This window comes from Nocardia nepalensis (assembly GCF_048910785.1).
Lineage (GTDB): Bacteria > Actinomycetota > Actinomycetes > Mycobacteriales > Mycobacteriaceae > Nocardia > Nocardia nepalensis.
In genome coordinates this window covers 174,260-192,277 of sequence record NZ_JBKBET010000028.1, presented here as the reverse complement: position 1 = coordinate 192,277, position 18,018 = coordinate 174,260, and the positions used below count along the sequence as shown (strand labels likewise).

Annotated in this window: 11 protein-coding genes and 2 pseudogenes; 7 read left to right on the top strand and 6 right to left on the bottom strand. The window is 62.8% G+C overall.

Annotated elements, in window-relative coordinates; translation table 11 throughout:
- Window positions 1-16 precede the first annotated feature (16 nt).
- A pseudogene (locus ACHQ4I_RS21630) lies at window positions 17-208 on the bottom strand (acyl-CoA dehydrogenase family protein); the annotation flags it as partial.
- 486 nt (window positions 209-694) lie between these two features.
- Here ACHQ4I_RS21630 and ACHQ4I_RS21625 point away from each other — a divergent pair.
- The 4 genes and pseudogenes from ACHQ4I_RS21625 to ACHQ4I_RS21610 all read left to right on the top strand — a co-directional run bounded on the left by ACHQ4I_RS21625 (window position 695) and on the right by ACHQ4I_RS21610 (window position 9,159).
- The gene (locus ACHQ4I_RS21625; RefSeq protein ID WP_420773614.1) at window positions 695-5,209 is read left to right on the top strand and encodes a CHAT domain-containing protein; all 4,515 of its coding nucleotides are present in this window, start codon (window positions 695-697) and stop codon (window positions 5,207-5,209) included.
- A 443-nt stretch (window positions 5,210-5,652) separates the two neighbouring features.
- On the top strand, window positions 5,653-6,459 hold the full coding sequence (locus tag ACHQ4I_RS21620; RefSeq protein ID WP_420773613.1) for a hypothetical protein: 807 nt from the start codon (window positions 5,653-5,655) through the stop codon (window positions 6,457-6,459).
- A gap of 303 nt (window positions 6,460-6,762) precedes the next feature.
- Window positions 6,763-7,023: pseudogene (locus tag ACHQ4I_RS21615) on the top strand (toll/interleukin-1 receptor domain-containing protein); the annotation flags it as partial.
- Window positions 7,024-7,449: 426 nt separating this feature from the next.
- Window positions 7,450-9,159: a tetratricopeptide repeat protein gene (locus ACHQ4I_RS21610; protein ID WP_420774166.1), complete on the top strand. Its 1,710-nt coding sequence runs from the start codon at window positions 7,450-7,452 to the stop codon at window positions 9,157-9,159.
- An 879-nt stretch (window positions 9,160-10,038) separates the two neighbouring features.
- Here the strand turns inward: ACHQ4I_RS21610 and ACHQ4I_RS21605 are convergent.
- The gene (locus ACHQ4I_RS21605; RefSeq protein ID WP_420773612.1) at window positions 10,039-10,698 is read right to left on the bottom strand and encodes a hypothetical protein; all 660 of its coding nucleotides are present in this window, start codon (window positions 10,696-10,698) and stop codon (window positions 10,039-10,041) included.
- Window positions 10,699-11,262: 564 nt separating this feature from the next.
- On the opposite strand from ACHQ4I_RS21605, the gene ACHQ4I_RS21600 reads away from it, so the two are divergent.
- On the top strand, window positions 11,263-11,391 hold the full coding sequence (locus ACHQ4I_RS21600) for a hypothetical protein (protein WP_420773611.1): 129 nt from the start codon (window positions 11,263-11,265) through the stop codon (window positions 11,389-11,391).
- A gap of 45 nt (window positions 11,392-11,436) precedes the next feature.
- On the opposite strand, the gene ACHQ4I_RS21595 is transcribed toward ACHQ4I_RS21600, so the two are convergent.
- Complete coding sequence (locus tag ACHQ4I_RS21595) at window positions 11,437-11,595, bottom strand: transposase (protein WP_420773610.1); 159 nt, start codon at window positions 11,593-11,595, stop codon at window positions 11,437-11,439.
- Window positions 11,596-12,469: 874 nt separating this feature from the next.
- On the opposite strand from ACHQ4I_RS21595, the gene ACHQ4I_RS21590 reads away from it, so the two are divergent.
- Window positions 12,470-13,744: a hypothetical protein gene (locus ACHQ4I_RS21590; protein WP_420773609.1), complete on the top strand. Its 1,275-nt coding sequence runs from the start codon at window positions 12,470-12,472 to the stop codon at window positions 13,742-13,744.
- Between the two features lie 417 nt (window positions 13,745-14,161).
- On the top strand, window positions 14,162-15,544 hold the full coding sequence (locus tag ACHQ4I_RS21585) for a DUF6301 family protein (RefSeq protein WP_420773608.1): 1,383 nt from the start codon (window positions 14,162-14,164) through the stop codon (window positions 15,542-15,544).
- A gap of 281 nt (window positions 15,545-15,825) precedes the next feature.
- Here the strand turns inward: ACHQ4I_RS21585 and ACHQ4I_RS21580 are convergent, their stop codons facing one another.
- From ACHQ4I_RS21580 to ACHQ4I_RS21570, 3 genes are read right to left on the bottom strand one after another with little or no spacing between them, the layout of a single operon-like run.
- Complete coding sequence (locus ACHQ4I_RS21580) at window positions 15,826-16,257, bottom strand: YbaB/EbfC family nucleoid-associated protein (RefSeq protein WP_420773607.1); 432 nt, start codon at window positions 16,255-16,257, stop codon at window positions 15,826-15,828.
- Window positions 16,254-16,667: an ankyrin repeat domain-containing protein gene (locus ACHQ4I_RS21575; RefSeq protein WP_420773606.1), complete on the bottom strand. Its 414-nt coding sequence runs from the start codon at window positions 16,665-16,667 to the stop codon at window positions 16,254-16,256. The genes ACHQ4I_RS21580 and ACHQ4I_RS21575 overlap by 4 nt, the downstream gene beginning before the upstream one ends.
- Window positions 16,668-17,858: a WXG100-like domain-containing protein gene (locus ACHQ4I_RS21570; RefSeq protein WP_420773605.1), complete on the bottom strand. Its 1,191-nt coding sequence runs from the start codon at window positions 17,856-17,858 to the stop codon at window positions 16,668-16,670.
- Between the last annotated feature and the right edge of the window lie 160 nt (window positions 17,859-18,018).

Genomic DNA, 18,018 nt, shown 5'->3' with positions numbered 1-18,018 from the left:
CCGCAACGGCCGGTTGCTCCGGCCGGCGCCCCATGGCGCGGAACGCATCCAGCGCCACGACATTGCACGAGCCCTCCCAGATGGACATCAACGGCGCCTCCCGATACAGGCGCGGCATGCCGGACTCCTCGACATAGCCGTTGCCGCCCAAGCATTCCAGCGCCTCGGCCGCATGCCGCGCCAGCTTCCCACTACTACGCCACCGCATCCTGCTGGCCTAGACCGCAACACCCGCCACCGGAAGTGCACCAGAGCCGTTGTTTGCACAGTCCCGTCCCGGGGGCTCACGCCATCTGGGATTGACGATCCACATGCGACAGATGTTGGTCTGTGTTGTTGCGGTGTGGGCTATTTGAATGACTGCGCAGCGCGATCGTCGTCTCTAGGCTGGGCTTTGGTTTGCACGCAGCGCTCTAGGCCGCAGTATCGGGTGTCGAGGTGTGTAGTTTTCGTTTACAGATTGCCTGACAACGGTGACGTTGGTCCGTAGTGGGATGACGAGGCGAGCGGGCAGAATACAGGGGCCAAATCGACAACAGTTGGGGACGCCGTGATGCGATCGCGATTGCCTGCGTGGCGCGATGCCTGACAATGAGCATCTGGCGCACGCGCATACCGCTGGACTATGCCCGGACGGTTGTCATTCCGGGTGTGGGGTGCCGCGGATGGGACACCGTGCGCCGCGCGAGGCAGGATGACCGATCGAGATGCCGCGTTGGCGGCTGTTCGATACCGGATCGAGGATGCCGCCACACGTGGGGACGCCTCGGAGCTGTTAAGTGTCGCGGCGACGAACGATGCCGCAGCCCTCGCCGCTCATTGTGATCTAGATACCGATGTCGAGGCCGCATATGCGCTGGGTTGGTTCCACTGGCTACCTACGGAAATTGGCGGCACTGCGCTGCTGTCTTCGGATGAACTCGCCGTGGTGGTCAGGTACTTTGCGGTCGTTTATGACCAGGATCCTGACGCCGTTCCGGATGCCATCCGACGTGGTCTGGAGGATGCCAATCCCCCGCGGGTACGTGCACTCGACCAGCGAGCGGAGGCACTTTACGGCCAATACCTGGAGTCGCACGACATGGAAGTTCTTCGGGAGGCGGTCGATTCAGCCAGGCAAGCCGTGGCCGCGACACCCACCGACGATTTGTTCTCCCCAGGGAGGCTGTCTACGCTCTCGACGCTGCTGCTCGCACTTTCGGATGCGGATCCGACTGACGACCTGCTGCCTGAACTGCTGGACGTTACCCGCGCAGCGGTAGCGGGCTCCGCCCAGGTGGGGATCCGATATGCGGCTGTGGACAATCTGCCCGGGATCCTGTGGCGTATTTATGTAAAGACAGAGGGTGTCGAATATTTGGAAAGGGCGGTGATCGCCGCATACGAGTTCATGCGCTCGGAGCCGGAAGAGCTCCGGCTTCTCGACATGCAGGAATACGCGAATCTTCTGGTAGAGCTGTTCGATCGCACGCAAGATCCCAATGTCGGTGTCAACCTCGCATGGATGTTGATTGAGCTCGGAAAAATCCGTCCACCAGATAATCCTCGACTCGCTGCACACCTAGCTGCGACCCTGGCCGCCCAACTTGATCGTGCGGTCCGTCCCAACGGACGACTGGACGTCCAGGAGGCCATCGTTGCACTATTGAGCTGCGCAGTCGAGGACGCAGCCTCTGATCCCGCACTGGCCGCCAGGTGTCGGCGACTGCTGGAATTAGCGCAAGAACTACTCGCACGACTGCGCCACGCTCTTTTCGAAGGTGGGGTCGGCGAACACACACCCGGTCAAACCTTCATTGCGGCGGTGCGCGATACCTACTATCTGACTGTCCCGGTGGACGATCCAACATATGGTAGCCGCCTGATCAATTACAGCCACTTTCTAGCAACCATCGCATACGAGCATCAGGGGTTTCCCGAGTTGCTTGATGAGGCGGTTCGAGCAGCGGAGGAGGTAGCAGCCCGTGCCCAAGCCGGTGAAGAGTTCAAAGCCGCTCAGGGTACCGTCGCGATTGCACGGCATCGGCGGTTCCAGGCCGCCGGTCGACCCGCCGACTTGGACGGCGCACTCGACGCATTGAATCGAGTCATCCACGAACTAGCCCCAGATGATCGGGGACGACAGGAACTCGTCCAGTATCGCAAAGCCGTCACAACGACTGTGCCTGAATCTGTGCCGCCCGGATGGCCCGACAATCCTGCTGCGCATCAGTGGGTTTCGGCGATCGACAGTACCGACGAACCCAATCGATTGTTCGGCTTGATGCATAACCTCTTGGTGCGCGTGCTCGAGCTCGATGATATCGACGCGGCTGAGCGGGCGATCGGCTACGGGCTTCGCGCAGCCGAGCTGTACCCCGATGGTCATCCTCGGCTCGCCGATACCTTTGGCGCGATCAGTTCACTTCACGGCTTGACGCGGTCAAAAGGTTTGGGTGCTGCAGACGCCGCAGTCGACGCCGCCGAGCGCGCGCTCACGTACACACCCGAGCACGATGTACGGCGACGCGCTGAAAACTTGGCCACCCTATCCGTGGCGCTGCAAGCTCGGGGGAAGCCCGGCGACATTGCCCGTGCGGCAAAGTCAACCCGTGAGAGCTTAGAACTGTTCGAGGGCAGTGGACCGTCAGAGATACAGGCCGTGACCATCTCTAACGTGATCTACACAGGGTTTCTGGCAGGCGACCGTTTGGAGATGGCGAGCGCTCTCGCCGACCTCGATCATATCTTCGAGGCCGTGATCGATACACCCTCGTCCGCCGGACACGACGACCTAACGGTTAGCGTCGCGTTGCTGTGGGGCGAGGCCGCCGCCGAAATACCACTGCCTTCCTATCTCGACAAAGCCACCAACACTGCGCAACGCGCCGTTGAAATCTGTGTGGCCAGCTCGAAGATCGAAGTCCCGACGGTGCTGGAGCTCGCGCGCCTCGCCTGGCGACGTGCACTGAAGCCCCTCCTACGCCCAACGGATTTGAGTATCGCTGAAGTGGCAGTGCGATCACTGCTGAGCAGGTCACTGAATGACACCGAGCGCGCCGAGTGCCAATTCCAGCTCGGACAGGTACTGCAACTGCGCTACGCGAGCAGCATGGATCTAGAGCTGCTCGATGAATCGGTCAGTCTGCTGCGCGCTGCGCTGCAGTCGAGCCTCAGCGAAGCACGCAAGCGGCAGCTCCTACAGCCCGCGTTGGCACTGTCGTTGCAGACCCGGGCCGAAAATGAACTCGATGATCACAATGATCTCGATGAGGCAGTCGCCCTGTACGCCGACGCTGTCGCGGATCGTTCTGCGGCACAACCAGATGTCCCAGATATACACGCACGCTTGCTCCACGGGTACGGCAACGTGCTATGGCAGCGATATCAGCGCAGCAATGATATTGCGGATCTGAATGCGGCGATCACAGCCCAGGCGTCGGCAGTGGCCGAACTTCCCGAAGACGAACCCCATCGTGCAGAGGTGCACGGCGATCTGGCCAAAGCAGTGCACCGGCGCTTCATCGACATGGGTGAACATGCCGATCCTGACGACTGGGAGCGCGCACGGCAGGCGTGGCAGCGTGCGTGGGACACCCCGGGCGCATCGTTGGATGCGTTGATCAGCATCGCACGCCGTTGGGGAACCGCGACCGCACAGGTAGGCGACCCTGCCGCCGGCGCCGACATCCTTGCCCGCGGCGTATCCCTGTTGCCTGCGCTGGCCTGGCGCGATATGCATTGGGCAGACCGATGCGAAATCCTGCATTCTGCCGGTAAGGGGCTGATTCAGAACGCGACCGCTGCCGCGATTGCAGCTGGCCAACTCGAGCGCGCAATCGAACTGGCCGAGAGCGGGCGCGGGATACTGTGGGCCCAGATCAGCCAGATCCGAGCGGATCTTACCGGATTACGCGCGGTGGCGCGGGAGCTGGCTGACGACTTCGACCGCTATGCAGCACTTCTCGATGGCCGCCAGGCGGAATTTGATCAGGAATCAGTCTCCGCCAACATCGCGGATCTCCGTGCCGAATCGGCGTACCGCTTCGAGAACCTACTGACCGATATTCGGCAACTTGCACCTTCTGAGAAGTTTCCCCACCCTAGCCGATTCCTACTTCCAAAATTGCTGCCCGACCTGCGTCCGAATGGTCCCGACGAATGGATCGTACTGCTCAACTCCAGCGAACTCCGCTGCGATGCTGTGGCATTCAGCAGCGACCGCCTCATTCCGATCCCTCTGCCACACCTGACGGAGGCGGAGGTGACCCGTCAGGCAGAGCTTCACGCTGCGAGCCTGCGACGATTCGCTACCAGCGCACACAACACTACCGAGGCCCTGTTGTTGGATGCGGGTTTAACGAGAACGCTGGAATGGTTGTGGACCGAGATCGCCGCCCCGATCTTCAACAAACTCGGTATCACCACCGCGTCCACAGCGGGACCCTGGCCACGAATCTGGTGGTATCCGACCGGGGTTCTTGCAACATTGCCGGTCCACGCAGCCGGATACCACAACGACGGCATGGGCAACACGGTGATCGATCGTGTCATCTCCTCGCGCGCGACCTCACTCACAGGGCTCGCCGATGCACGAGGGACAGTGTCGCCACCGACGCCTGCCGACGACATGGCCGTCGTCGCGGTTCCAGACACTCCCGGAAGATCGCCATTGCCTTCCGTCATTGCCGAGGTCGGACTTCTAGCGAAACTCATAGGCGCAGAAACCCATACAGTGCTGATCGGTGAGGACGCCACCAAGGTGGCGTTTCTGAACGCACTGACCGATCACCGATGGCTCCACATCTGTTGCCATGGATATCAGGACCTGTTCGATCCGCGAAAAGCTGGACTGTTTCCGCACGACTGGCAAGACGCCGGCCTAGTCGGCATCGAGGACTTGATCGGAAACGGTTCCCATCGTGGCGAATTCGCTCTTCTTTCGGCCTGTGACACCACCGCCGCGGGTGCACACAGTCTCGACGAATCTGCCACCCTCGCTGCGGCATTGCAGAGCCGCGGATGGCGCCATGTCATCGGGACGATGTGGGAGGTCTGGGATGACGCCGCGCTACACATCTGTGAAGGGTTCTACCCGCGCGTGCTCCGCACGGGGCTACTCGAAGCCGATAATGCTGCCGCTGCACTGCATGAAACGATCCGCACCTTGCGTGATGCAAACCCCCAGAGCCCCCGTAGCTGGGCACCTTTCGTTCACCTCGGCCCCTGACCGATACCCCCTCCGAAAGGAGCACTATCAGTGCCACGCAACGTCCCCGACGATCGAACGGTCCGTGCCTGGTGGTGCGAGAATCTATCCACTTTCACCACTCTCGCCGAGCAGTTTCGCTGGCAACCCCAACTTGCATCAGCAATGCGTGATATTGCCGCTGGCGTGTCGATCAGCCGGGCGATCCAGCGACACCGACTTCCGCTCGATCCCCGCGACGCGGGCCGTACCGCGCCCGCTGACACAGGTACGCGTGGTGGCCCAGATCCCAGCGACCTTGAAATACTGGGGCTTCGGGCGGTTGCGGTCAGAGGCATGTACGCCTGCCCGACCGCAGCATGCGACCGCCACGCGAGCGCGGACCGCGACTCCGGCCACAAACCGCGGTGCAACATAGACGACGTCGAGATGACCCTTCGGTTGCCGCGACTGGGTGGCAGCCGATGAACGACATTCTCGTCGCCGTCGGCAAACGGCTGGGCGAACGTTGGATGACCATGATCGCGCTGCCCGGGCTGGCGTATGTCGGCATCTCGGTCTGGGCCATACTGTGCGCTCAACGTCACGCTCTCGATCCCGCATTCCTAGCAGCCCGGACCCGGGCACTGACCCACGACGGACGGGACCTGGCAACGCTGGTGCTGTCAGCGATACTGGCACTCGGGATCGCCACGCTGGTCGGATCTATCGCTGTGATGGTCGCCGAAAAAGTAGTACACCGATGGTGGATCCGGGAAGCGTCGACTGCAGCCCGGACTCGGCTGCAAACAGAAGCCCGCGCCCGCTGGCAAGCCCGCACGCCCATGCCACCGACACGTTACCTCCCGACTCGCGCGACGGCGATCGGTGAAGCCTTCCGGCTTCTAGGCGAACGCGCCGACGTGGAATACGGCCTGTCCCTGGTGCATGCCTGGCCTCGACTCTGGCTGTTGATCGACGCCGATAGCCGAAAAGTCCTCACCGAGGCCCACCGACGCTACTTCGCCGACGCTGCGCTCGTCTCCTGGGGCATGCTGTATCTCCCATGGGTGATCTGGTGGTGGCCAGCCGGGATAATTGCAGTCACCTGCATCACCACAGGCAGGTGGCGGGCGCGGGACAGCTCCCGTGGCCTAGCCGCATTGTTCGAATCCGCGCTTGACATTCATCAAGCTAAACTAGCTGCAGCCCTCGGAGTCTCGTTACCTGAAGGACGGATTACCGTTCCGCTTGGAAACCAGATCAATGACATACTCAGCAAGCGAATGTAATTGGCCTCGCGGTTACGCTAACAAGCCTGAGCCCCTTGCTGCGGCGGAGAACAGGACGACCGCTTGCCGCCACGAGCCGAGACCTTCCTTGGTGCGGTCCCTCGGAGGACACGGTGGCACCGTTGCTGGTTTCGGCCTATCGACAAACGCTGGGGCTCGGTGTGGGCCTGGCATCGCACGTTGGACAGTTCGATGTGCAACACGCTGTGGGAGATGGCGTTTGGTGCGTATGTCCTGCGACAGGAATGCAAGCGCCATGCCGCCTAGCTGTGCGCTGGGCGAGATCCTCATCTGGTTCTGGTGATGAATCGCGATCCGTCTGTCGACGATGACAACTACTACGACGTGTTCCTGTGCTACAAGTTCGAAGATCTCCGGATCGCGAATGCGATACGCGCGGAACTGGTTTCGCGAGGGATGCGAGTGTTCCTAGATGTGCTTGAAGGCCAGATCTGGGCGCCGCTGATAGCGTCGATCGCCGACGCGCTCGCCAGGTCACGGACTCTGATCGCGGTGATGACTCCAAACTTCCCAGCTAGCCCCCATTGTCGCGACGAGCTGCATGTCGCGTTGTGCGCGGCATACCGCCTCGATGGCGGGCAGACCTCGCGGGTAATGGCCTTGGCGCATGGCATCTCCGCCGACGAGGTGCGGCCAAAGGAGTTGACTGTGCACCGGCTGCCCTGCAGTGAGTTGCTGCCGACCGTATTAGTAGACGCCATCGTTTCCAATGTTGCCGGCCACACTGGAGTATTCGGCGACGCACCCACGTTGATGCCACCGCGCTGGTTTCCCCACGAGCGCCCCACCGAACGCTTCTTTCGTGGGCGCTACGCCGAATTATGGGAGCTGCATTCGGGTTTGCGGTCCCGCGCCCGCAGTCGTGATCGTGGACTGCCAGTGGTCGCAGTGACCGGCAGCGGAGGGCAAGGTAAGACATCGCTGTGTCTGCATTACGCGCGAGTGTTCGCCCACGACCACCCCGGCGGTGTGTTCGTACTCGACTGCGGAGGTAGCGACGGCCGGATCATCAGCACCCTGGAGCTCGAAACACGACACCGCGAAAACCTTGAGTTGATCGCGCAAGGGTTGGGCGTCACTAGAACGGCGATCCCCGCAGCCTTGGATAGAATGGGCCAGCCGTATCTATGGATCCTCGACGATGTCCCGTCCACAGCGTCCCCAGAGACGGTGACGGCCATGTGTGCACCCACCTCAGCGGGACGAACACTCATCACGACACGCAACCGCGAACGGTATGCCTCGGCCGCCATCTCGTTGGGCCCGCTTGGTGTACACAGCAGCGCCGACGTCCTCACCTCCTACCGACCAGCACAGCCGGGCGAGGAATCTGCGGTGCTTCAGATCGTGAACATCCTCGGCCAGCATCCACTCGGTCTCACCATCGCCGCAGGCTTGACGTCAGTCGAGGACTTCACCGGCTATCACAGGTTGCTCGACCAACTGTCGAGCGCCGAGCCCGATGAACTGGAAGCCGCCCACACGGCACTCGGGCTTCCTGCTGGGTGTGTACGACCGTTCAGCCGGACGCTATTGCGCTCATTCGCCTCTTTGGCCCCTGCGGGGCAAGAGGTACTCTGCGCGGCCAGCGTGCTGGCGCCAGCACCGATCCCCCGCGCGCTGCTCACCGCCATAGTCAGTGCGGTGACCGGAATGAGCGAACAACAAATCCTAACGGGAGCTCAGGCGGCGGCCACACGAGGCCTTATCTGTATGAATGAACACGACTTCAGCATGCACGCGCTCGACGCGCGCGCCCTGCGGGTACTCGTGAAGCCTCAGCGCCGGCACCATCGGCTACGCGACGCGGCCTTGAGCGAGCTCATCGCAGCAGTCGACTGCGATGGTGACCGTTCTCGATCGGAAGGAATCGGTGCCTACCTCGCGCACGTGCGTGCGGTGGTCGATCTCCCACCGGCAGGCGACCGGTGGGAGATCGAGGGCCAGGACCCGCTCAACGAAACTGGTCGCTTCCAGATCGAGACCAATCGCCGCGCGCTTGACACCTATGCACGGCTAGTGCAGGTGTGCCCGATCGAAGTAGTCGGTGCGCTGACCCACGCGGTCGCCGTCAACGGGCTAGCGGTGGCCCATGAATATTCAGGCGACTACTCCCACGCCCTGGTCCTCAAGCAGCAATTGGTGCAGACACTGTCCGGAGCGCTAGGCGAGGACGCCGCCGAGACACTCACCGCAACGAACAACCTCGCGATCGCGCACGCGAAGCTGGGTCACCACATTCAGGCATACCAGCTCCAACTAGAGGTGTATCGCCGTCGACGCGAGCACCGATTGTTGGGACCCACTCATCGCGACACCCTAATCGCGCTGAACAATCTCGCGATTGCCCGCGGCCATTTGGGCAGCACACCCGCTCAGCAGAGGTATCACCGTGGCGTGGCTCACCGGTTGTGGCTCGCGGCCGCCGATCGCTGGCCGGTGATCGCACGCCCCGAAGACCCGGACGCATTGGATGCGCTGCACGGATTGGTGCGTAATCTCCGCGCGCTCGGCATGCACGAGCAAGCACTTGAGACTCTCACCGACGTGTACGCCCGTTGCGTGGTCGCGTTCGGTCCGAACCATCCCGACACACTGGAAGTACGGGAGAACATGTTGATCGTGCAGGCGCAGATCGGTTCACGATCAGTCAATGAGGACCGACCAGAATCGCAATGAGAGCAGCACGTCGTGCTGCGAGCAGCGGGTCAACGGTTCGCTCCTCGACGCGCCACTGTTCCGCCGGGTGCGTTCACTCATCCCGCGGAGTGGCTGATCGAGCGGCTGCCATCGGCGGCATGCAGGTCAACTCTGTCGGGGCTCATGCTGTCTGGGATTGACGATCCTCATGCGACAAATATTTTCTGTGTTGTTGTGGTGTGGGCTATTTGAATGACTGCGCAGCGCGATCGCACCTGGGCTCAGGGCCTAATGCAGACAGGCTGGCGCGCAAGGCGGATTGTCAGGCCCACAATGCAGGTCAGGTACACACTCAGGTTCGCCTTCCACACTCCCGACGAAGCCAAAGAATGTTTGCGCGAGGACGTGTGGGCGCGTCTCGACGCCGCGCTGCACGTTCAGGAAAGCCGCACCGGTGCGATCGCGATCCCACACGGCTGGGGACATCAAGACCCCGGTGTCGGCTACCGGGCGCCAATGTGAACCTGCTCCACGATCCCTCGCTCACCGACACCTTCTCCGGCTGTTCCGCGGTCAACAACACGTGGGTGTCAGTGACCCCAGCGCCCACCGATCCCGCACTAGTGGGCCCAGATTCGACGCAGTACATCAGTTGACCCGGCGCCACAGCGACCCTGCCGGCCGCGTCCCATTCGGTCTCGACGCCACCCGTCTATAGTCCTCCGAAGTATGCGTGTGTCGGCCTGAGTCCAGAGAGTTCTGAGAGCATCCGTCCAGCTGTGGGGGAAGGGGTGCACGTCCGTCCAAAGCCGGGCAACCTCGCGAGGCCACTCCAGTGGGTTCGGTAACACAGTCCGAAGTAGACAGGACGTCAGTCTTGTTACACGACAACCGATTCGGTCTTCTCGTCGTCAGCTGTCACCGGTATCGGCGGCTCTGTCGGCGTCTGTCGAGAAGCTCCTGCTCGTTGTTTCTGAGCCACACCTCTGAGGTGAGCCCTTCCTCCTTCGCATCGGCAGTGACACGTTCGGCTGCAGTCCGGCAATCAAGACACCACGGTTGCGACACTGCGGAAGAGGCTGGGACTCCTCTGCCGTGGATGAACTCGATCCACTCGTCACCGTGTTGGTCGGATACGAACCGCGGAGTTACGTGCCGGCAAGCTTCGAGGCTCGCCCAGTGCTTGACCGTGGACCCTGGAGCCATCGCCTCATCGGGTAGTTGCACGCAATAGACCTGGGCGTCGCCAAAGATATTGGGCATCACGTAATGGTCTGCTACGCCGCCGCCGCACAGGCCGCAGCAGCTGCTCTTCCCGAATCGCTGGTGCACCGCGTCGGCGGCCTTGGCGACCAGCACGGGAACGCGGACGGCGAAGTCATCGCGGAGCGGCTGCCCAAGCGGCTCCCGCGCGAAGTCTCCTGGGTAGCCGGCCGGGCCGTCCAGCCATGGAAGCCAGTCCTGATGGATCGGCGACCACTTCAAACGACCCCGTCGATCAGGTTCGATCACGGCCGCCCACAGCTCATCGAAAACTGCCGGAATTTCCTCGTTCCGAGATCGCAGGTTCACCGGCACGTCGTCTCCGTCAGGCACGTATCCACTCACTTTCGTTGTCCATCAATGTGATTCGTGGTCACGCCTCTTGTGGATCGGCGACATCCTCTGCTCGTATTCCGCCTTTGCCTTGGCAACCTGTCGTGACAAATTGGCTCGGTCGGTATGCAATGAGCGGGCCAGCCGGCCACAGTCGAATGCGGCTTGCACGTGGCGTCGGGGATGGTCGTGGCCCACAGTGCGCTCTCGAGAACGAATTTCGCCTGATTGGCGATCGCCTCTCCCGCCTCCAGGTACAAACAAGCCTGGGCAACCTTGGGGACGTCCCCGCCAGCTACCTTCATCACGGTTTCGGCGTACCGCGCGAGCCCGTCCATGGCGCCCCAATCGGTGAGATGACAATTCGGCCGTCGTCGTGGGTGTGGAAGATGGCGAAATACCCTTCGCTGCACGACTGAGGAATACACACTCGTCTTCCCAGCCACAGTCCTGGGTGCAGACGTCGCGTTTCAGTACCGAAGCCAAAGCGATACGGCGGGTGTCGAATACGGCATCGGCATCATTGGCGTAGCCTTCGTAGTCGGGGTGGCGGATCTTGGATCCGACGCCGAAGTCTCGGATCGGTCCGGCGTGCTGGTTGCGCCAGCAGATGTAGTCGCCGATGGCGGCGTCCTGGTCGTCGTGGCTGCGGTGGTCGGTGCCGTGGAGGGCTAAATACCGCAATGCGGCAAACTCGCATTCGATTCGGTTCAGCCAAGATTAATAGGTGGGCAGGAATACCAGCTCGACGTCGTTGTCGGCGCACCATTTCCGAACTTCGCGCCGTTTATGGACCGAATAGTTGTCGCAGATCAGATACAATCTCTCGCCAGGCCAGCGTGCCCACAGAGATTTCAGGAAAGCCAAGACTTCGTCCACCGTTTCCGGTCACGGATCCGATAGTACAGCTGCCCGGTCCGCAGATCGAGCGCCCCGAACATGTGCCGAACATCTTGTGCGCGACGGTAGGTGGCCCGCTGCCGGTTCGGCGCGCGGTGGGCGAACCAGCCACGCCCCCGGGCGCGGCGTGACACCCACCCGCCGCACAAGGTCCTTCTCCGTGCGCGAGAACGCCATTGCACTCGCCCCCAGACCCAACCGCTGGCTCACCCAGGCCGAGTAAGCAGTGGCACAAGGCATTCGGGCGTGGCGGACGAGCCCACCGGTGCCACTGCTCGACCCCGAATCCACTCCCATTGTCGGCGAACTCCTACGCGCACAACGCCGCGAAGTGCCCTACCGGCTGCTGATAGACGAGTACCCTCGCTCCAGGATCTGTATGTAGAACAGATATCGGAGTCGGATGCTGAGGCCTCCCAAGCCGTCCCGGCCGGCGTCCCGCAACCGCTGGTGACCGCACTGGCGGAACATCGCAACGTGGTGTTCACCGCCGCGGAAAAGTCCACCCTGTTCCACCATATGACGGCGGAATCCGCGACCTGGTGGGCCGCCGATCCCGGCACGCGGTCAGCACAGCCGGGCGTAGCGGCACAGTATGCCGGCGCGAAGGAATCCTGGGGATCAACTTACCCTTGCATGCCAGATTGTTTACACAACAACATATTTCGTCACCCGACCCCGTCTTAGGCGTTCGCTTTCCGGTAGACCTTGATCACGTCCACGGATCCGACGCTGCGACCGGTTCAGCCCAGCGCTCAAGCAACATTCCAACGCGCAAATGATCCACCTGCCAGCATGCTTCGTGGTTGAACCAGGAAACCGGCTCGAGTTGACTCGGGATTAGGGTCGGTGTGTGATCTCCATTCGGACCGTCTTCGGGACGATATATGTCGCCGTCGCGGCTCTGCTCACGCTGCTGATCCTCGTCCCGCAGGTTCGGCTGTATCGGGATGAGCAGCCGCGTACCGATGTGGTCGCCCAATTGCGGTTTCTCCGTTCGGAATTGGGATCGGGACTTGGGGAGGAGATGCAGGGCATGTTCCCCGAGGGATACTTCTTTACGCACGCCTTGTACGGGTTGGTATGGGCCGATGTCGCGCGCAGCGACCCAACGTATCGGGACGAGGCGCTTCGGGAGACTCGCTGGGCGCTGGAGCGCTTGGGATCCACTTCGGGGCGAGCGGTTTTCGATGCCCGCCTGCGCCCGGCATACGGGGTCTTCTACGTCGGATGGTCCAGCCGGTTGCGCGGGGCCGTGATCGAACTCGCTGGTGCCGGCGCACCGGAGACGGCTCAGTTCACCGCGGATTGCGAGGCACTCGCGGCGGCCTTCGACACCGACGGGCCCTTCCTTGCGGCGTATCCAGGCCAGGCCTGGCCGGTCGACAGTGTCGTGGCTGTGACCGCGCTGAGGTTGCACGATCGTATCGTCGGATCGCGTTTCGAACCAGTGATCGCCCAATGGCTCACCTCGGCTCGCACGCGTCTGGACCCAGCGACCGGTCTACTGCCGCACCAAGCGACACCCGTGAACGAGGGGGCGCGCGGCTCGTCACAATCAATGATCCAGCGGTTCCTACCCGAGATAGACCCCGCGTGGGCGAGACAGCAGTACGACACATTCCGCCGATTGTTCGTAGATACCCCACTCGGCCTGCCTGCAGTGCGGGAGTATCCGCACGGCCAAAACGGCGCGGGTGATGTGGATTCCGGACCGCTCGTTCTCGGTGTCAGCGCCTCGGCCACAGTGGTCGCCATCGGCGCGGCCCGAGTGCACGGCGATCGATCCCTCGCCGGTCCGCTGACCAGCCTCGGCGAAAGCCTCGGCATACCAGTCACTCTCGACAACTCGAAACGCTACGCCTTCGGCGCCCTCCCCATCGGCGACGCCTTCCTGGCCTGGTCCTTCGCCGCACCGCTGCCCACGACCGCAACATCGTTCCCACCGGTGGTCCCGTGGTGGTGGCGGATACCCTGGCACACGCTGGCACTGACGTTCCTCACCCTGCTCTGGCTCCCGATAGTCCGCGAACTCCTCCGGCGACGGCGCACGGCCCAGCCCATCAGCCCGGCCACCCCGCCATCTGGTGATGCCGGCGGGAGTGTCGTAGCGGAACGGACACAATAGTTTTCGATCGGCGCGCCGAGCACGACGCCAGAATCGACGAGGCACTCAGCGTCACCGTCGGCAACGCGAGCAGCGCAGTGGCCGACCACGACAAGGCAACCCGAAGTCGACTTCCGGGCGACTCAGCGGAACCGTCGCGCTGCGGCGAACCGCGAAACTGCCACATAGGTCTCCTGACTGCATCACCGGCCACTGCATGGCCAGTTCAGCGCGGATTGCGACTCCGATTGTCGGAAGCAGGTAGCTGGCAGGGTCGGAGCGATCGACCGCAGGCGTGAGATCTGATCGACGGTTTCCTATGCCGCCAGGGCATTCACGCCCACCCAGAGACCCGCGATTTCACGACCTTGGCGTAGGTGAATACGGCGCGCGCGCAGAAGCAACGGCCCTGTCCGTGCAGCCCGTTATCCTCGCATCATGGGAGCAGGGATACGGGTCGATGGTCGGGGTGTGGCCGAGATAGCCAAGGCGGCAAGGGAATTCGAGTGGACGTGGACACGGTCGGGCGTCGAGGGGTTCCTGACACAGGCGTGGCCGAGTGCCCGGATTTCTGGCACCGATGATCGGGTGGACCACATTGTCTTCACGGTCGCGGATGCGCGCGAGCTCGACGAGGGAGATTGTCGACCCGCGTTGGCGGCCGCCCTGAACGAGGTGGGCGTCGAACTGTGGCGGCTGTGGGGCGCGCCCAGCGGTGTCCGAGTAGCGGGGGAAATCGGTGAAAGCTGGACGTTTTCGAAGGTCGTGGTCGGAGTGACGGTCGGTGAGCGGTCGGTCGACCTGTGGCTGATCAACCCCGCCGAACAGTGGCGATTGGCCGACATCGAACAGCGGGCGGTGGCCGAGTTCATTGCCTCGGAAGAATGGACCACTGTTGTCGCGGCGGTAGGGGTGTTGGCGCAGGCCGACCCGGACGCCTGGTCGCGTACCGATATGGACCGCGCATTCGGCGCGGTCGCGTGGGCGCTCGAGGAGGACAGCGAGTCTGGGACTGTCCGGGCCAACTCCGGCGCAACTGCCCTGTGCGCCTTTCGCTCCTCAGAATTTCAGCGCCGATACGGCTACGGCGAATTCCAGAGCATGTGGCTGATGGCGCGACTGCCCGAGCAGGTCCTCGACCTGGCCTACGCGGCCGCGTTGGCAGAGTGCGTGCGGATACTCGGCACTCCGTCGTTCGTCGGTGGTCCCAAGGCCTTCGCCACCTGGCGGCGCAGCGCAACGACACTGATGCTGTCGCGGGGTGCGCGGTTGGAGACAGGTCTGCTGGAAATGGATCTGTATCCGACCGAGGCGAAGGAGAACGAGGATTATTCCAACGCCAAATGGGACGAGGATTGGGAGCCCTCGGAGTGCTGGCGGATCCGACCGGATGCCACGACGAGTCGCGCCGATATCGACGGGATGTGGTTTCCGTCGGATCCGAAGGCCACCGACTGGGAGTCCTTCGATCGTAATGTGCAGCGGCTGTTCGCTTCACTCGCTGCCGATTTGCCGGTGCTGCATCCATACGCGACCGGCGTCGTGTGGGTGATCGTTCCGGCGGACGAGCAGGGTTTCGTCGCTCAGGGGTGGTTCGAGGCGACGCGCAGCCGGGTGGAGACCATAGAGGGTGGCGAGATGGTGTTTCGTGACTTTCCGCCGGGTGTCGCCGCGGCCGAGGAGATCATCGCGATCACCCAGGCAGCGGTGCGGGTGGCGGCCGAGGCTCCGGACGGATTGCGGTATTACGCGTTCGCGACCGCGAAACCGCAGCGCTTGATGGACTTCCGGCTCGGTCTCGCCGACAGCGTCGACAGGTAGCCCGACAGGTTGTCGACATGTCAATAACCCGGCACGCTTGTCTCGACAACGCCCGATACGTGCCGCGCCTGCACTCGCCATGACTTCGGCGAAAAGTCGACAGCGACCGCCCGCATTACCCAAGAACCAAAACATGCCAAACGTCGCTTTCCTCATCCTCGGTTCGGCAGCGATCTGCCTGAACATTCCTCTCGGGCCAATGAGCACCAACATCTGCATCTAGCTGAGCCCACCTGTCCGGAGGCGCACGATGTGCATCGACGCGGCACCCGTCGGTATGGCTATCGGCCCCAACCTTGTCGGTTCATGCGCTCGAAGTAGGCGTCGTCGGCGGCCTGGATCTCCGCTTCGGTCATCGTCTTCGCGGTCGGCACAGGGTTGGTTTCGCCGAATGTTTCGCGAATCGCCTGCATTCCGGCCTCGACGCGTTCGTCGCCGATGAGGGGGCGCATCGCCTTCTCGGCTTTGGTCGCGGCGTCTTGCTCGGCCGCGGCGGTTGCTTGAAGGATCATACTCGCCAGCCGATCGCCCCGTCGTAGCGCTTCGGAGCTGATTTTCAGATCGCGCAGGTGTCCAGCCGAGTCGACGGTCGCGGTGATCGCACCGTTGCCAGCGGTGCCGATGCCACGGATCTTGGCCATCGCGCCCTGCACGGCACGGGTTTTGGTTCTCATCTCCTCGATCGCGGCGTCGATGTCAGGGTCATCGGTCACAGCAGGTCCGCGAACTCGGCTTTGATGTGGGGTTTGTTGGTGGTTTCGTTGATGAAATGCAGCGGGCTCTTGGGCCCAAAGTAGGTTTTGATCGTCTCCCGCCGGGGATCAGCGCCACGCGCCCGCAGCACGCGGATCGTGGCCACCGGGTCCCCGCCGGTGGCGGTGGCTGCCCAGTAGATCGCGGGCATACCCTTCTCGGTGAGGGCGTCGACATCGGCCCCGGCATCCAGCAGCCGTTCCACGGCCGCAGGATTGGCTTCCTGTGCGGCGAAATGCAAAGGTGTCCAGTCGTCGTTGTCGCGGACATTGACGTCCTCGGTGGCGAGCAGAAGCTCGATGGCGTCGAGATCACCATGCAGGGCGGCGTAATGCAGTGGGGTGCGGCCCCATTCGTCGCGTTGGGTCATCTACTTCTGTTCCCTTCTGCCGCTTCGGTTTCCGGTTGAATCCTCGACGTGGAACCAGTCAGGGTGGCTGTTGACCTGTTTATCCAGCTGTTCCTGAGTCCAGCCGTTGGTTTGTGCGTCGGCGATCAGTCTCCGGTTTTCGTAGCCGCTGTTGTGGCCGAAATCCCAGCCCGGTTTGACCGGATATCGGACTCCGTTGGCTTCGTCGATGTAGTACTGCCCCTTGGGATCTTTGGGTAGCTGGGTGATCTCCGGGTGCTTGTCATAGGTCTTGTCGATCGACACCTTGATGTCAGGCTCGGACTTGACGGTATAGAAGTCCTCGGTGGCATCACCAGGTCTTTTCCACTTGTCGGTGTTGTTGACGATCGTATCCTTGGTGGGTTTCCACAGATTGGGGCGGCGAAGCTTCGCCCAGGATGTGAACGGCCCCGGAGCCACTGCGCCATCGGCAACCGCGAGTGCCGGTCGCGCCTCGATCAGCGGAATCAACAATTCCGAGCCACGGGCGAGGGCCTGTGACACCGCCACCGGAACGCGCACGGTCTCGACCACACCCACCAAGGCACGGATCATCGTCGCGATGCGAGCGCCGTAAACGCTGATCGCGATCGCCATCCCGCCCTGAGCAGCGAACGCCGATCCCCCGCCAGTGAACGGGGCCGCGATCCAGCCGAAGGCTTGATCCACCGCCACCAACGCCACGAGTTCGACGAGTGCGCGTTTGATCGCGCTCTTGGTCTGCTCAACCGAATTCGCGTACGAGTCACAGGAAGTCGCGAGTTCCTCACACACCCCCGCCAGCGACTCGAACTCACCTTTGACGATGTCGGCCTGCTCGAGCGCCTGCTCAGTCTCCGGACTCTGCTGCGCCTCGATCAGCTCCCGCGCTGTCGGCAGCGGGGCCGCCGATACGCGAAGACCATTGGCCATCGCCCGCCACGCCGCAGCCATCTTGCGCAGCACATCCGGGTGACCATTCGGCCACACCTCGCCCTGAACCCAGTCACGGACCAAGGACCAGCCCGTCGGCTCTGCATCGTGACCGCCATACGCGGCCGGAGGCTCGGGCGGATTGTAAACCTTGAGGGTTCCCGGCGGAAATACCAGGTCATTCGGGCTCGGTTCCGGTGCGGACTGCGAATTAGCGTTGGCGTGGTTGGCGGCGGTGAACTGCAGCAGGTCGTGCATCTGCCCGACCGCCAACGCGAGATCACCGAGCGCGTCGACGGTGCTCCACGCGGCCGGGTCGTAGTCGTTGGTCCATTTCCGCCCGGCGTTGTCCGAGCCCGCGCTCCCACCCGCTGTGGCCAACACCTTGCTCAACGTGTCGACGTTGTAGGTCAACGCG

Coding starts and splice junctions, on each gene's coding strand:
- ACHQ4I_RS21625 (WP_420773614.1), top strand. CDS start 695: ATGACCGATCGAGATGCCGCGTTGGCGGCTGTTCGATACCGGATCGAG.
- ACHQ4I_RS21620 (WP_420773613.1), top strand. CDS start 5,653: ATGAACGACATTCTCGTCGCCGTCGGCAAACGGCTGGGCGAACGTTGG.
- ACHQ4I_RS21585 (WP_420773608.1), top strand. CDS start 14,162: ATGGGAGCAGGGATACGGGTCGATGGTCGGGGTGTGGCCGAGATAGCC.
- ACHQ4I_RS21575 (WP_420773606.1), bottom strand. CDS start 16,667: ATGACCCAACGCGACGAATGGGGCCGCACCCCACTGCATTACGCCGCC.
- ACHQ4I_RS21570 (WP_420773605.1), bottom strand. CDS start 17,858: ATGCACGACCTGCTGCAGTTCACCGCCGCCAACCACGCCAACGCTAAT.